Source organism: Streptomyces sp. NPDC050287 (genome assembly GCF_044459385.1).
In the GTDB taxonomy this organism is placed as follows: domain Bacteria; phylum Actinomycetota; class Actinomycetes; order Streptomycetales; family Streptomycetaceae; genus Streptomyces.
This window is the reverse complement of record NZ_JBITIY010000003.1, coordinates 927,440-942,347: the sequence shown is the minus strand read 5'-3', so window position 1 is coordinate 942,347 and position 14,908 is coordinate 927,440. Positions and strand designations below refer to the sequence as shown.

15 protein-coding genes and 1 pseudogene are annotated in these 14,908 nt (G+C 68.0%); 7 read left to right on the top strand and 9 right to left on the bottom strand.

Going from position 1 to position 14,908, the window contains the following annotated elements; all coding sequences use genetic code 11:
- Positions 1 to 117 precede the first annotated feature (117 nt).
- The 9 genes from ACIBK3_RS14655 to ACIBK3_RS14615 form a co-directional block, all read right to left on the bottom strand.
- The gene (locus ACIBK3_RS14655) at positions 118 to 765 is read right to left on the bottom strand and encodes a cupin domain-containing protein (RefSeq protein ID WP_399365410.1); all 648 of its coding nucleotides are present in this window, start codon (positions 763 to 765) and stop codon (positions 118 to 120) included.
- Positions 766 to 887: 122 nt separating this feature from the next.
- Complete coding sequence (locus ACIBK3_RS14650; protein WP_399365408.1) at positions 888 to 1,658, bottom strand: SDR family NAD(P)-dependent oxidoreductase; 771 nt, start codon at positions 1,656 to 1,658, stop codon at positions 888 to 890.
- A gap of 610 nt (positions 1,659 to 2,268) precedes the next feature.
- Positions 2,269 to 2,538, bottom strand: a complete 270-nt coding sequence (locus ACIBK3_RS14645) for a hypothetical protein (protein ID WP_399365406.1) — start codon at positions 2,536 to 2,538, stop codon at positions 2,269 to 2,271.
- An 87-nt stretch (positions 2,539 to 2,625) separates the two neighbouring features.
- Positions 2,626 to 3,459, bottom strand: a complete 834-nt coding sequence (locus tag ACIBK3_RS14640; RefSeq protein WP_399365404.1) for an SDR family oxidoreductase — start codon at positions 3,457 to 3,459, stop codon at positions 2,626 to 2,628.
- A complete protein-coding gene (locus ACIBK3_RS14635; RefSeq protein WP_399365402.1) occupies positions 3,446 to 4,717 on the bottom strand; it encodes an NAD(P)/FAD-dependent oxidoreductase in 1,272 nt (423 codons plus the stop codon). The genes ACIBK3_RS14640 and ACIBK3_RS14635 overlap by 14 nt, the downstream gene beginning before the upstream one ends.
- Entirely contained in the window at positions 4,714 to 4,932 is a 219-nt protein-coding gene (locus tag ACIBK3_RS14630) for a ferredoxin (protein ID WP_399365400.1), read from the bottom strand. Before ACIBK3_RS14630 ends, ACIBK3_RS14635 begins: the two co-directional genes overlap by 4 nt.
- Complete coding sequence (locus ACIBK3_RS14625) at positions 4,929 to 5,468, bottom strand: aromatic-ring-hydroxylating dioxygenase subunit beta (protein WP_399365398.1); 540 nt, start codon at positions 5,466 to 5,468, stop codon at positions 4,929 to 4,931. The genes ACIBK3_RS14630 and ACIBK3_RS14625 overlap by 4 nt, the downstream gene beginning before the upstream one ends.
- Entirely contained in the window at positions 5,465 to 6,847 is a 1,383-nt protein-coding gene (locus ACIBK3_RS14620) for an aromatic ring-hydroxylating dioxygenase subunit alpha (RefSeq protein WP_399365396.1), read from the bottom strand. The genes ACIBK3_RS14625 and ACIBK3_RS14620 overlap by 4 nt, the downstream gene beginning before the upstream one ends.
- Before the next feature lie 179 nt (positions 6,848 to 7,026).
- Positions 7,027 to 7,983 carry a LysR family transcriptional regulator gene (locus ACIBK3_RS14615; RefSeq protein ID WP_399365394.1) on the bottom strand — a complete coding sequence of 319 codons (957 nt, stop codon included), beginning with the start codon at positions 7,981 to 7,983 and terminating at the stop codon, positions 7,027 to 7,029.
- 208 nt (positions 7,984 to 8,191) lie between these two features.
- Between ACIBK3_RS14615 and ACIBK3_RS14610 the strand changes: the two genes are divergently transcribed.
- The 7 genes and pseudogenes from ACIBK3_RS14610 to ACIBK3_RS14580 all read left to right on the top strand — a co-directional run bounded on the left by ACIBK3_RS14610 (position 8,192) and on the right by ACIBK3_RS14580 (position 14,888).
- Entirely contained in the window at positions 8,192 to 9,124 is a 933-nt protein-coding gene (locus ACIBK3_RS14610) for a VOC family protein (RefSeq protein WP_399365392.1), read from the top strand.
- Positions 9,125 to 9,155: 31 nt separating this feature from the next.
- Positions 9,156 to 10,130, top strand: a complete 975-nt coding sequence (locus ACIBK3_RS14605) for an ornithine cyclodeaminase family protein (RefSeq protein ID WP_399365390.1) — start codon at positions 9,156 to 9,158, stop codon at positions 10,128 to 10,130.
- Between the two features lie 16 nt (positions 10,131 to 10,146).
- Positions 10,147 to 11,625 (top strand): NAD-dependent succinate-semialdehyde dehydrogenase, encoded by a 1,479-nt coding sequence (locus ACIBK3_RS14600; protein ID WP_399365607.1) that lies wholly within the window; start codon positions 10,147 to 10,149, stop codon positions 11,623 to 11,625.
- A 107-nt stretch (positions 11,626 to 11,732) separates the two neighbouring features.
- Positions 11,733 to 12,752, top strand: coding sequence for a dihydrodipicolinate synthase family protein (locus ACIBK3_RS14595; protein WP_165270295.1), 1,020 nt, complete (start codon positions 11,733 to 11,735; stop codon positions 12,750 to 12,752).
- Positions 12,749 to 12,874 (top strand): annotated as a pseudogene (locus ACIBK3_RS14590) (cyclase family protein); the annotation flags it as partial. The gene ACIBK3_RS14595 and the pseudogene ACIBK3_RS14590, both read left to right, overlap by 4 nt.
- 47 nt (positions 12,875 to 12,921) lie before the next feature.
- On the top strand, positions 12,922 to 13,920 hold the full coding sequence (locus ACIBK3_RS14585; protein WP_399365387.1) for a fumarylacetoacetate hydrolase family protein: 999 nt from the start codon (positions 12,922 to 12,924) through the stop codon (positions 13,918 to 13,920).
- Positions 13,917 to 14,888: a cyclase family protein gene (locus ACIBK3_RS14580; RefSeq protein ID WP_399365385.1), complete on the top strand. Its 972-nt coding sequence runs from the start codon at positions 13,917 to 13,919 to the stop codon at positions 14,886 to 14,888. The genes ACIBK3_RS14585 and ACIBK3_RS14580 overlap by 4 nt, the downstream gene beginning before the upstream one ends.
- The last annotated feature ends 20 nt before the right edge of the window (positions 14,889 to 14,908 follow it).

The following is a 14,908-nucleotide window of genomic DNA, read 5'->3' as shown; positions in this document are numbered from 1 at the left end:
GCGAGAGGCGGGACCTCGACGAGCTGGCCGCCGACGTTCGGCCTGCGGTCACGACGGCGCAGACGGCCGAGTCGAGCATCCGCTGGGGGCCAGCAGGTGAGGCGGACGTCTGCGAGGTCAGCCGCGGAGGGTGTACCCGGCCTCAGCGAAGGAGGCCGCGCCGAGGTATCCGATGATGTGCTCTGACGGCTCCTCGCGCTCCATCGCTCGGAGCCCGTGCCACTCGTCAGCCGGGATGTACACGAGGTCGCCGGGCTTCAGCGCCGACTCTCCCTCTTCGCTCAACGCGTGTGCGGTGCCGGACATGACGTACATGAACTCGTCCCGGTCATGTCGATGGAGCTCGTGCGAGCCCTGGTTGGAGGCGAAGCGCGAATGGCCGACAAGGACCGCACGAGCTGTGACCGTGTCCGAGGTGACGAGTGGGCGCGTCACGATGTTGAACATGCCCATCGCCGGGTTGGTCATCGCCACGCCCCCAGCGTCGTCGATGCTTGTCAGCACGACATCGGAGGCCGCACCAGACGGCGGTAGACCTGCGGGCAGGGCGGTCGACGCAATCCAGAGCATGCGCGTGGGCTCAGTGACGCTGAGTCGGCAACCGACGCCGCGGGGCAGGAACACCACAGTCCGGGCGCGCGCCGGGCGCTCGCCGCTGCTCGTGCCCAGCACGAGTTCGCCGGAGAGCACCACGAACACCCGTTCAGCCTCGGGAACAGCGGCGACGTGCTCGGTGAAGCCTGGATCCAGTTCGCGGGCAGTCACGACATCGCCGTCACCGCCCACGTAGCCGTCGCCGACGTGCCACGTACGGCATCCGGCGATCGACTCTCCGGCCAGGCGGTTGCTGTCGGTAGGTGGTGCACAGCAACTCCTCCTGATCTGCACTAGTGCATCCGGATACCACCGTCGACGTTGAACGCCGCGCCGGTGATGTGCCTGGCCCGGTCGGAGGCGATGAACGCGATCATCTCCGCGATGTCGCGGGGAGTCTGGTACTCGCGCTGGGGAACGAGGTTGCGGAAGTGCTCCTTGGCTTCCTCCAGTGTCATGCCTTCCCGCTTTGCCCAGTCGTCGAAGTCGTGCATTCCGGTCTCGAGCAAGCCCGGGTACACGGAGTTCACCGTGATGCCGCGCGACGCGTATTCCGCCGCCAGAGCATGGGTGATCCCGATGATCGCCGCCTTGGACGCGGTGTAGGGAAGAATGAAGGGCGTTCCCATCTGACCCACGATCGAGGAGAGGTTGATGATCCGCCCGCTGCCTTGCTCGATCATCCCGGGCAGGAACGCTCTAGTGGTCACGAAGGTCCCGCGCGCGTTGGTGTCCATCACGCGGTCCCACTCCTCGTCAGAGATGTCGGTCACCGCAAGCGTGGGCGAGTTGACCCCGGCGTTGTTGACGAGGATGTCCACCCGACCGAACACGTCCTTGGCGCGCGCAGCGAGAGCGACCCCGGAGTCGCTATCGCGAACGTCGTGCTCCACGCCGATCGCTTCGCCCTCGAGCGCAGCCGCAACCTGCGCGGCCTCCGAGCCGCGCAGATCAGCCACCACGACCCTGGCGCCCTGCTCTGAGAGGCAAGCAGAGGTTGCTCGGCCAATGGCGCCGGCGCCACCCGTCACCACCGCCACGCGTCCATCGAGGTCCGGCATCATGCGCTCCCTTCGATGGAACCGACTGACGATCGACCAATATCGAACGGGCGAGCGATCGCGAGGTCGAGCGGACAGCCCCCGTTCCGTTGCGTTGCCGCGGACCCCATCGAACGTTGCACTACGAACCTCCCGGTATCGACTCGAGATGTGACCTGCCAATGGACACTAGTCTCACGTGTTACATCCTGCTAATAATGATTGGTGATCTCTGCGTATTGACGAGGACAATGCCTCGTCGCCGAGTGGCTCGTCGTACGAGGCCGTTGCCCCGGATCTGTGAATCCCACGTTGTGATGACGCAGCAGCTCGCATGTAGCCCCGCTTGGAGCCAGCGCCAGCTACCAATGACCCCATAGGAGCTCGAGAATTCCGGCGGCGCATCGCACGGTGCCACGCCATCCGCGACCGTCCTCCGAGCACCCGGAGGCGAGAGCCGGGCGATCACGTCCGGCTCTCGCCGATCACGACTGCCCGGACAGTAGCCGGTTACTGGGACACGCTCCTAGGCGCTCGTCGTCCAGTCGGCATCGTGACCGTGGCCTCTGTGTGCAAGAGACATGCTGCGAGACTACGTCGACCAGGTCGCAGGAACGTCGCCCGAGAGGGCTGCTCAGAAGGTTTCTGTCTCCCGCGGCTTGAGCTCGGGCGGGTAGCCCTTTGCGCGGAGCCAGATGTCGAGGGCGAGAGCGACGATGTCTCCGTGCGGTACGCCAGTGTCGGCGTTGCAGCGGCGGATTCGGCGCTGGAGCTGGAGGATTTCGGGGACGGCATGGTTGAGCTGTCCGCGTTTGGTGTGCCGGTTTCTGATGACGTCCAGAGTGTCCGGATGCGGTTTAAGGTGGAGTTCGGGATAGGCTGGCCAATCGGCAACGGCACGCACGTCAACGGTCGTACGGTTGAAGCACGTTCAGCAGGAAGACGGCATGCGCGCCTCTGCGGCCCGGTGTGGTGCGCCGAGGCGCGGCACTCAGGCCGACGGGTAGCTGCTGATAAGCTGGCCCATGCTCATGAGGGCCCGGTTCAGGGTGCCCGAGTCGGCGATCACGGTCTGGCCTGTCATCACCTTGTTGTGCCGGGATGCGAGGAGTGCGTAGAAGGGCCCGTACTCCTCCGGGGTGGGCAGGTGCTGAAGGGGCGTGCCCCATTCGAACTCCGCGCGGAAGGCGTCCGCAGGAATGTCCGACTGCTTGGACTCGTGCAGGTCGAGAGCACCGGGCCCGCGGAGCTGACTGCCCGCGATGCCCGTAGGGGCGACGGCGTTGACCCGTACCCGCGGGGCGAACTCGAACGACAGCTGGTTCACCAGGCTGACCACCGCCCCCTTGCTGGACGTGTAGGCCGCACCGCCGCCGTCGGCTGCGAACGCCGCCTGGGACGCGGTGAGCACGATCGCCCCTTCCTCGGCCTGCAGCAGGTCGTGCATGATCCGCGCGGTCAGCGCGTAGCCCTTGACGTTGATCGAGAAGACCTCGTCGAACAGTTCGCCGACACGCTCGACGGGGATGTCGGCCAGCCGGACGTTACCGTCGAAGATGCCCTGCGCGCCGATGAGGGAGGTGAGCCGGCCGTAGCGGTCCTCGATCTGAGATCGGCAGGCACGAAGATCGTCGATGTTGCGTACGTCGCCGTGCACGACGAGGATATCGTCGCCGAACTCCTTCTTCAGCCCGAGTACCTTGGCCTCGTCGTACTCGAGGATCGCGATCTGCGCGCCCTCTTCGAGACAGTGGCGGGCGACGCCGAGACCGAGGCCGGAGCCGCCGCCGGTGATGAGTACGACGTGGTCGTCAAGCAGCTTCATGGGTGGTGCATTCCTTTCGGTTGACGCACGACACGGTGGTGTCGAGCGCGGGATTGTTCGTGCGGGCGAGAGCGAGTGCCTCGTCCCAGGTGCCGCCGCGTGCGAGCAGCTTGCGGTAGTCGCGCAGCGAGCGGACACGCCCGCAGGCGAACGCGGCGTGGAACTCGCCGGCGTGGCCGAACAGGACGAGAAACTCGCCCGCGTCGAGGGACCCCTCGACGACGAGGCTGCGGTCGCCCGCACGGCGGCGGCCGTAGCACTGGAACCGCATGCCGTACTGGTCGGTCCAGAAGTACGGCACTCCTTGGTAGGGCCTGGTCTCGCCGCGGGCGATGTTCAAGCCGATGTGCCGGCCCTGCTCGACCGCATGGGTCCAGTGCTCCACGCGTACGCGCTGTCCCAGCAGCGGGTAGTGGAACGCGGCCACGTCACCGGCGGCCCACACGCCGGGTACGTTGGTCCGGCCGGCGGCGTCGGTGACGATCCCGCCGGTCACCTCGATCCCGGAGCCCGCCAGCCAGTCGACGGCGGGTTCGGCGCCGATACCCGTCAGCACGAACGGGGTCCGGTGCACACTTCCGTCCGTGAGCCGGACCTCGTACGCCCCTGGTTGTCCCGTGACCGACGCCACCGCGACGGCACCGCGGAAGCGGACCCCGCGTGCGGTGTGCAGGTCGCGGAGATGGGTGGCCAGCTCGGTCCCCAGTACGGGCTCCAGCGGCAGGGGGAGCGCGTCGAGGACCGTGACCGCCACGCCCCGCGCGACGAGAGCGGCTGCGACCTCCAGTCCGATGAAGCCGGAGCCGATCAGGGTCATCTCGCCGTATCGCGCCGCGGCCTCGCGCAGCACCCGCAGGTCCTCGGGGGTGCGCAGGGCCGGCAGTACCTCGCCCGCGAGGCTCCTCATCTCGCGGGGGCGGCTGCCGCAGGCGACGACCACAGCGTCCCAGGGAAGCGCCTCGCCGTACGTGGTCACCACATAGCGGCGGTCGACGTCGAGCCCCGCCGCGGCGTGCCCGAGACGCAGGTCGAGGCGGTTCGCCTTGATGCGTTCGGGAGAGCGGAGTTCGAGGAGTTGCGGGTCCTCCTCGGCGACAAGCAGGGCCTTCGACAGCGTGGGCCGGTCGTACGGCTGGTGCAGCTCGGCGCCGAGGACGGTGATGGAGCCGGTGAATCCGGCCTCCCGGAGGCCGTCGGCGGCGCTGAGGCCGGCGGCGGAGGCTCCCACCACGACGACTCGCTCGGAGCCGCCGGTCACGGCTTGGGTCCCGAGTTGAGCGCGATGGCCTGTGCGGGGCAGGCGCGGGCGGCCTCTTCGAGGTCCTCCCGCTCGTCGGCGTGGACGGTGTCGCGCAGGAGAACAGCGGTCGGGCTGCCGGGCGGGGTGTCGAAGACGTCGGGCATGACGCTGACGCAGATGCCGTAGGCCTTGCAGCGGGTGCCGTCGAGGGAGACGGAGAGGTTGTCGCTCACAGGAAGACTCCAAGGTTCGGAGTGGCCAGCGCCGTTTCGGTCAGTACGATTTCGCGGGACAGCAGGCGTGGGCCCGACGGTGTGAGGCGGAGCTGGTCGTAGCGCCTGCACGGGATGAGATCGAAGTGCGGGTCGATGCCGCGCTGGCGGTAGACCAGCAGGGCGCTCGACACCTTGATGACGTCGGGGCGGTCGATCTGCTCGACCTCGACGCTGCCCACGATGCGCAAGGTGCGGGACGGAGGTATTTCCGAGTACGCGTGGTCGGTGTTGAGCCGGTCCAGGCGCGTGCGTACGTGGGCCTTGGTGTCCCGGATCCGGAAGGCGTTGCGGTCGATCTCCTGGGAACGCGGTTCCGCTGCCTGTCGGATCGGCACGGTGTAGAGAAGTTCGTCGTCGAGGAGTCCGTACCACTCCTCCTCGCGGCCCTCGTCGAGTAGCCGGGCCTCCAGCGCCAGGAACTGGGTGGCCAAGGCCTGAAGTTCGGGGTTGGCGCTCACGGGCGGGACGATGCGGGGTGTGTCGGTCGTGGTCATGCTGACTCGGCTCCCTCGGTGCCGGCGCCGGTGTTCCCGCGCATCACGTTCAGCCAGTGGCGGTAGAAGTGGATCTGCGCGTGCTCGCCGTAGCCGGTGTTGCGCTTGCGGCCCGGGCCGGACCACGAGGGGTCGTGCGACTGGTCGACCTGACTGTTGTTGCCCTGCTGGTAGTGGAACTCCATGCCGGCCTTGCGCATCCACGGACTGCGGGCGGCGCGCGGTGCGCCTTCCCAGGCGACGGTGTCGTCCTGCTCGAAGATGCCTGCCGAGCCGAAGGTGAACTGGCCGGTGACGTAGGAGTCGCGGGCCTCGTCCTCCGACATGCAGTCCCAGACGAACTGCCAGTTCCACACTTCGATCTCGCCGGGGCCGATCGGCTGCCACTGCCGGAAGGTGGTGATCACCGACAGAGGACCGCCCGGCACAGACGGGGCGTTCGCCCGGAGGAAGCTGAGGTTCGGGAAGATCGTTCCGACCGTCGGCGGCTCGTGGTTGACCACGTGGAGCTGTGCCTCGTCCAGGCCCGACAGGTCGAAGTGCTGGGTGATTTCCGGCGCGTAGCCCCAGAGGACGTAGCCGGGATGGACTGCCTTGGTCCAGGCGTGGCCGGCGAAGGCGTGGCCGTTCTCGAATTCGTAGATGCGCGCGATCTCGCTGTTCATCTGCAGCCCCTGGGCGATCGCGATTTCTTCCGTGCTCCAGTGCAGCGTGTCGACGTGGTAAACGTCGCCGGCGAAGTTCTCGGCGGCCGTCTTCCAGTCGGCGTGCAGCCGGTAGCGCTCCGGAGGCCCGGCGACCCGCATGCCGCCGGGTGCCAGCCCGACGATCAGGTCGAGCATCCACCCGGCGCCGCCCAGGTACTCGTCCAGCGACGGTCCGTCCGGGTCCAGCGAGGCGAAGACGAAGCCCTGCCGGGTGGCCACCCGGGGCGCGCGTATCAGGCCCCACGCCTTGGGGTCGAGACGCTCGCCGTAGGCGTCGTGCATGTGCGGGGTGCCGACCAGGTCGCCGTTGTTGCTGTAGGTCCACCCGTGGTAAGGACACTTGAAGAACCGGGAGTTGCCGGCATCGGTCTGGCACACCTGGGTGCCCCTGTGACGGCAGTAGTTCGACAGCACGTTGATGCCGCCCTTGCCGTCGCGCGTGACGATCACCGGATCGAGGCCGATTCTGCGCTGCACGAAGTCACCCGCCTTGGGGATCTCGCTCTCGTGCGCCACGAAGACCCAATACTTGGTGAATATCTGCTCTATCTCGGCGCGGAACACCGCCTCGTCGTTGAAGATTTCCACCGGGACGAGATCGTTCTTCAGCGAGGCCTCGACGCGGTCCAGGATTGCAGCGGCATCAGCCGTTTCTGGAGAGATGGCAGTCATGGGGCTCCCTTGCCTCAGTCGTGCTTGGCAGGGACGATCAGCGGAATTCCGTGGCCCTGCCTGCGGCTCGAGACGTCAGGTTAGGACTGTCATCACATGGTGAAAAACAACTCCTGTCGATGCGTCGGCATTGATCCAATCGATGGAACGCGGCCAGGCTCCTCCTGACCGGTCCTGTCTCAGCCGGCTGCCGGGGCGGGCGGTGTGCCCTGGATGTAGGCATCTGCGAAATGGTGCATGCGCTGCCGCAGCCAGGCGTGGCCCGGATCGTCGTCCATGCGTTTCGTCCAGACCATCATTTCGGTGGCCCACGGCAGCTCCATGGGAGGTTCGAGCAGCCGCAGGCCTGTCGCCGGGGCGATGCGGCGCCCGAACGTTCTGGGGATCAAGGTGATGAGCCGGGTACCGCGGATCAGGAACGGGGCGATTTCGAAACTCGTGGTGACCTCGACGCGGCGCGGGATGCCGAGCATGTCGAGTTGCAGTTCGGCCAGGGCGGGTCGTCGGTCGGGGCTGATCGCGAGGTACGGCAGCTCGCTGAACTCCTCGACCGAGATGCTCTCGCCCACATCGGGGTGCTCCTGATCGACCGCCAGCATGTAGCAGTCGGTGTACGCGGCCTCACTGCACACGTCCAGTCCGCTGGGCACCATCTCGCGCGGAACGATGACGAGGTCGATCTGGTCGCGGGCCAGCTGTTCCGCGTACTCCTCCGCGAAGGGCTGGATGCGCAACCGCACGTTCGGAGCCTCGGTAGGCAGCTGCGCCAACATCGGATGCAGTACAGCGACGGCCGAGTAGCTGGTCGCCATCACCGAGTACGTCCTGTGGTTGGTCGCGGGATCGAAGCTGTCGCGCTGTGACAGCAGCGACTTGATGTCGGTCAGCGTCTTATGCACCGGCTGCACCAACGACTCGGCAACCGGTGTGGCGACCATGGTCCGCCCCTGCCTGACGAGGATCGGGTCGTTCAGGAGCTTGCGGAGCCGAGCCAGCGTGGAACTCATGGCCGGCTGTCCGACGGACAGACGCGCCGCGGCCGCGGTCACGCTCCGTTCCGCCATCAGGGCGTCGAAGGCGACGAGCAGGTTCAGATCCACCCGGTTGAGATCCAGGGGCGCATTTGTGGTGGGCATCGACCGGAATTCCTGTCTGTGCTGAAGGCATGCCGGAAGAAGTCGGCTGCCGCGGCTCGACGGTCGACTTCGACCACGGATTGATGTCATCAATCCGAACGCATCACTATCGATTGTTTGTATCGAGGAGTGCGTCTGTCTAGCGTCTTGCAACGGGAAAAGCGACGCGAACGTCCTGTTCAGCGTCACTGGAGAGCAGGAGTCGACGATGACCGCGGCCTTCCGTCCGATCACCCATCTCAGACATGTGGGTATCGGTGTGCCCGACTACGGCAAGGCTCTGGAGTTCTACAAGAACATCTGGGGACTGCAGCCGGTGGCCGACGACAGCGGTGTGACCTTCTTCGCCACTCCCGCGGACCCGGAGCAGTACGTCCTTCGCGTCCGGCAGGACCAGGACAAGCGACTGGACCTCATCGCCTTCGGTGTGAACTCTCCCGAAGAAGTCGACGAGCTGGCCCGGCGGCTGGCGGCCGGCGGGATCACTCTCGACCGGGAGCCCGACAAGCTGGACACCCCGGGCGGCGGATACGGCGTCCGGTTCTTCGACCCCGACGGCCGACTCGTCGAGGTGTCCGCCGGCGTCGCGCAGAAGCCCTTCCGGGAGCTCGAGGAACGCGAATCCGTCCCGAAGAAGCTCAGCCACGTGGTGATCAACTCCACCGATGTGGCCGCGACCAAGGCGTTCTACGAGACGTACCTCGGCTTCCGCCTCTCGGACTGGCTCGGCGACCTGATGTGCTTCATGCGCAGCGGGACCCAGCATCACATCCTCGCCATCTCCCGAGCACCGAGCGTCTCGCTGAATCACATTTCCTTCGAGATGCGCGGCATCGACGAGTACATGCGCGGGACCGGGCGTCTGATGCGCGCCGGTCACCGCCCGCTGTGGGGGCCAGGCCGGCACGGCCCGGGAGACAACACCTTCACCTACTTCCTCGACCCGAACGAGAACGTCGTCGAGTACACGACGGAGCTGGAGACGATCGAGGACGAGGAAGCGTGGGAGCCCCGCGTCTTCGACAGCACCTCTCCTCAGTCGCAGGACCAGTGGGGGACCGGTGGGTCGATGACCGAGACCATGCTGCCGGTGCTGCTCAAGCAGACGGACGGCGGTCTGTGGACCCCCGCGCCGATCTGATCCCTCCCCCTCCTTCGCAAAGGCCACTGAAGTGACTCTTTTCCTTGATGACGCAGCGGTACGGGCGGCCTTCGACTGGGAGCTGGCTACCTCGGCGGTGCGCGAGGCATACGCGACGAGCGTGGACGGAGCACGCTATCCGGCCCGCGGCATGGCCCGCGGAGACCACGGCTGGCTGCGCACCCTCACCGGCGTACCGGCCGGCCGCGAACTGATGGGAGCGAAGATCATCGCGGCCGCGATGCCGACGCGCCGCGCCTCCTACCTCATCCCCCTGTTCGACCAGCGGACGGCCGAGCTGGTGGCCCTGCTCGACGGCCACTCCATCACCGGTTACCGGACGGCGGCCACCTCGGCCGTCGCGGCGGACCTGCTGTCGCCGCCCGGCGCCCTGACCGTCGCCGTGATCGGCTCCGGTTTCGAAGCGCAGAACCATGTGCGCGCCCTCGCCGTCGCGCGAGACCTCAAGGCCGTACGGGTGTACAGCCCACGACCGGAGAGCCGAGCCCGATTCGTCGCCGAACTGTCCGACCTGCCGATCACGCAGGCGGCCGGCGCCGAGGAGGCCGTCGCAGGCGCCACGCTGGTCGTCTGCGCCGCCCGGTCCCGCGACGAGACCCCCACCCTGCTCGGCAAGTGGCTCCGACCAGGCATGACCGTGGTGTCCATCGGATCCACCCTGCCCGAGCAGCGTGAGGTGGACCCGGAGGTCATTGCCCGTGCCGACGTCATCGTGGCGGACATGGTCGAGGAGGTGCTCGACGACACCGGGGACCTGATCGCCGCGCGAGCCACCGGTCTCGACGTGGCGGGCGAGATCTGCTCGCTGGCCGACCTCGTCGGCGAGCGCGTCCCCGGGCGCACCCACGTCAACCAGATCGCGCTGTACAAGTCGGTCGGCTCAGCGGCCCAGGACCTGGCGGTCGCCGGCATGTGCGCGCGCAACGCCGAGCGGCTGGGACTCGGAACCCGGATGCCGGCCACCATTCATCCCGTGCAGAAGTGAGAGAGCCGCCATGACCATGGAGACGACCGTTCCACTCGGTCTGTCCGACCCCACGCTGCTGCGCACGGCCGCCTACGTCGAGGGCAAGTGGCTGGAAGCCGGCGACGGCGGTCGGCTCACCGTCCGCAACCCGTCTACCGGTGACCTCATTGCGGAGCTTCCGGCACTCGGCAGAGCGCAGACCGCCGAGGCCGTCGATGCCGCTCATCGTGCTCTGCCCGAGTGGCGGGCGCGGTCGGGCAAACAGCGCGCACAGGTGCTGCGGCGCTGGTTCGACCTTGTCACCGAGCACACGGAGGACCTGGCTCGGCTGATCGTCCTGGAGGAGGGCAAGCCACTCGCTGAGGCCCGCGGGGAAGTCGCTTATGCCGCCTCCTTCATCGAGTGGTTCGCCGAGGAGGCCAAACGGATCCGCGGCGACGTGTTCGCGGCACCGGAGGCATCGCGCAGGGTGCTGGTGCTCAAGGAGCCGGTCGGGGTGTGCGTGGCCATCACCCCGTGGAACTTCCCCGCCGCGATGATCACCCGTAAGGCCGCTCCGGCACTGGCCGCGGGCTGCACGATGGTCGTCAAGCCCGCCGAGCAGACCCCCTTGACGGCACTGGCCCTCGCCGAGCTTGCCGAGCGGGCCGGTGTACCGGCCGGGGTCCTCAACGTGGTGATCGGCGACCCGCGCGAGATCGGGCCCGAGCTGACCGGCAATCCGCTGGTCCGCAAGGTCAGCTTCACCGGGTCCACCGAGGTCGGCAGGCTGCTCCTGGCCCAGTCCGCCCAGACGGTGAAGAAGACCTCGATGGAACTGGGCGGCAACGCGCCGGTGCTCGTCTTCGACGACGCCGACGTCGAGACCGCCGTCGCCGGTGTCGTCGCCACCAAGTACCGCAACACCGGCCAGGCCTGCATCAGCGCCAACCGTGTCTACGTGCAGGCGGGAGTCCACGACCGGTTCGCAGAGGCGTTGACCCGCAGGGTCGAGGACCTTGTCGTCGGAGACGGCTTCGACGACGGCGTGCAGCAGGGACCGCTCATCGACGAGGCAGCGGTGGCGAAGGTCGAGGAACATCTCGCCGACGCCACGAACCGGGGTGCCAGGATCCTGTGCGGCGGTTCGCGGCACCGGCGTGGAGGGCTCTTCTTCCAGCCCACCGTGCTGGCGGACGTGGCCCCGGGCATGCTCGTCACCCGCGAGGAGACCTTCGGCCCGCTCACCCCGCTCATCCGCTTCACCGACGAGGCCGAGGCCGTCCGCATGGCCAACGACACCGACTACGGTCTGGCCGCCTACCTCTTCACCCGCGACGCCGAGCGGACCTGGCGCGTCTCGGCCGCCCTGGAAGCGGGGATGGTGGGCATCAACACCGGCCTGATCTCCAACGAGGTCGCCCCCTTCGGCGGCGTCAAGCAGTCGGGGCTGGGGCGGGAGGGCTCCGTCTACGGCATCGACGAGTACCTGGAGATGAAGTACCTCGCCTGGGAAGGCGCCGGCGCGCCCTGAGCCGACTGCCGCGCCGGACACCGCAGCACAGACGAGCGCGCCGAGACCAACCCTCCAGGCGCTGAGTCACCACCCCCATCACCCACGCACCGAGGCAAAGGACGACCATGCCCGCATACACCCGCACCGAGGCCCGGGACTGGGCCCGCGAAAAGCTCGTCGGAGCCGTCAACTGCACGATCCCGTCGTTCACCGCCGACCTTCGCGGCATCAACGAGCAGGGCATCAGGCACGACATCAGGCTCGCCCAGCAGCACGGATTCCTCGGCACCCTCGGCGTCTCCGAGGTCAGCATCACCCTGCCCGAGTACCTCGACTTCCTGCGTATCGTCCGTGATGAGGCGGGCGACGACTTCGTCGTGGTCCACCACGGCAGTTGGAGCACCCTGGAGCAGAACATCGAGGCGGTGCGCGGCGCCGAAGAGGCCGGTGCCGACCTGGTGCTCCTGTCCTACCCGCCGAACTTCTACCCGGAGTCGGAACAGGAGATCTACGACTACACCAAGGCCGTCTGCGACGCCACGAACCTCGCGGTCATGCTGTTCCCGATGTTCCTGTGGGGGTTCAGTCCCCGGGTGCACCCCTCGGACATCCCGACGCGGCTCATCCGCCGCCTCATCGACGACTGCCCCAACATCGCGGTCATCAAGGCCGAGGGCGGCTTCCCCAGCATTCAGAGCGCTATCGAGTGCCACCGGCTCTTCGGCGACGAGGTCGTCATCTCGGTGCCCATCGAGAGCGAGCTCATCCCGCTGGCACAGGTCATGCCGATCCAGCTGTCCGCCACGAGCGACCACGAATACTACGGGCCCATGATCCCGCGCGTCATGCAGCTGCTGCGCGAGGGCAAGTACGACGACGCCACCGACATCTACTGGCAGCTGCATCCGGCCCGCAAGATCAAGGGCGGCCTTGCTCCCGTGCTGAACGGCGGTGCCTTCATCAACCGGCAGGCATGGAAATTCCAGGGGTGGCTGCAGGGCTACAACGGCGGACCGCTGCGCCAGCCCACCCAGCGCATCCACGACGCCCAGATGCACGCCCTGCGCAAGGGACTCCTCGACGCCGGCCTCGAACCCAGCATGGACCCGTTCCGTGAGTTCTTCATCGGAAGGAACCCGGCGTGACCCCGGACGAACTGGACCGTGCCAACCCCGCCGGCGCGATTGCCGATGCCGCCAAGCGCTGCTCCAACTGGGGGCGTTGGGGACAGGACGACGTCCTGGGCACCCTCAACTTCCTCGACGAGGGCGTTGAGGGCCACATTGGTCCCACCGCAATCTGGAGGACATTCCCGTGAAACCCGCAGCCGCTTCCGTGTCCTTCTCCGGACCCTTCGCCCTTGGCGTTCTCTCCGCCTCTGACCAGGCGCCTTTCCCCGGTCTCGTGATCCCCGGGGGGCGCGCGCTGGATCTTCGTACGGCCCTCGGAGAGCCCACCCTGACGACCCGGGCGATCTTCGACCGCTGGGACGAGATACTCCCTCGCCTGCACGAACTCGCGGCCGACGAGACGGCCGACTGGCTACCGTCGGAGCGCCTGCGGGTGCACGCGCCGGTCGAGCCCCGCCAGGTCTTCCAGTCCGGCGCCAACTACCGGCAGCACGTGATCGACCTGGAGGTCGCCCACCGCTCGCCCGACGACCCGCGCACCGTGGAGGAGGCGCGCGCGGAGGTCGCCGCGGTCATGGACCGCCGGGCCGCCGAGGACCTGCCGTACGTGTTCATCGGCCTGCCGAGCGCGATCACCGGCCCCTTCGACGATGTCGTACTCCCGGACTGGGCCGAACAGCCCGACTGGGAGCTCGAGTTGGCGGCCGTCATCGCCAAGCCCGCCTACCGGGTGACGGTCGAGGAGGCCCTGGAGTACGTCGCCGGGTACACAATCGCCAACGACCTCACCGACCGCGCCACCGTCTTCCGCCGGGACATGAAGGCCATCGGCACCGACTGGCTGCGCAGCAAGAACGCCTCCGGCTTCACCCCGCTGGGCCCGTGGATCGTGCCCGCCGAGTCAATCGCCGACCCGGGCGACCTGCAGGTCACACTGAAGCTCAACGGCGAGACCATGCAGGACGAGTCCACCAAGGACATGCTCTTCGGCATCGCCCGGCTGGTGTCCTACATCTCCCAGACCTCCCGGCTGCTGCCCGGCGACCTGGTGCTGACCGGTAGCCCGGCCGGCAACGGCATGCACTGGGGACGGCTGTTGCGCGACGGCGACGTCATGGAGGGCTCCATCACGGGTCTGGGCGCGCAGCGCACCCGCTGTGTCGCCGACAGGACCGCGTCGTGACGGCCCCGCTCGACCCCACGGACGCCGAGGGCGCGATCAACGAGGCCGCCAAGCGGTATTCCAACTGGGGGCGTTGGGGCGAGGACGACGTGCTCGGCACGCTGAACTTCCTCGACGAAGCCAAGCGACGCGAGGGTGCGGCACTGGTCCGCCGGGGCGTGAGTTTCTCGTTGTCGCAGCCGTTCGACATGGACGGCCCGCAGAAGGGCTGGCGCCGCCGCACCAACCCCGTCCACACCATGCTGGCCACGGGAACGGACGCGGCCCTCGGCAACCAGGGCATGCCGCACGGCTTCGGCGGCGCCGACGACGTGATCGCGATGCCGCTGCAGTGCTCCACCCAGTGGGACGGGCTCGGGCACATCTTCGACCACGGCAAGGCCTGGAACGGTCGGGCGGCGGAGAAGGTCGTCACCTCCGACGGCGACCTCGTCACCGGCATCGAGCACATGGCCCCGTACGTCGCCGGGCGCGGAGTCCTCCTCGATGTCGGCCGGGTGATCGGCGGTGAACGCGGAGAGCTGCCGGACGGTTTCGCGATCACCGTGGAACACCTGACCGCGACGGCCGAGGCGCACGGCGTGGCCGTCGGCCGCGGGGACATCGTCGTCGTCCGGACCGGGCAGCTGGCGCGCGCCCGCCGCGAGGGCTGGGGCGACTATGCGGGCGGCGACTCTCCCGGCCTGTCCTTCACCACCGCCGGCTGGCTGCACACGAGCGAGATCGCCGCCATCGCCACCGACACCTGGGGCTTCGAGGTACGGCCGAACGAGTTCGACCGCGCCTTCCAGCCGCTGCACCAGGTCGTCATCCCCCACATGGGCCTGCTGATCGGCGAGATATGGGACCCCGACGCCCTCGCGGACGACTGCGCCTCCGACGGCGTGTACGAGTTCTGGCTCACCGCCGCGCCCCTGCCCATCACCGGAGCCGTCGGCTCCCCCGTCAACCCGGTCGCCGTCAAGTAATCCGCCCAACAAAGGAGTTG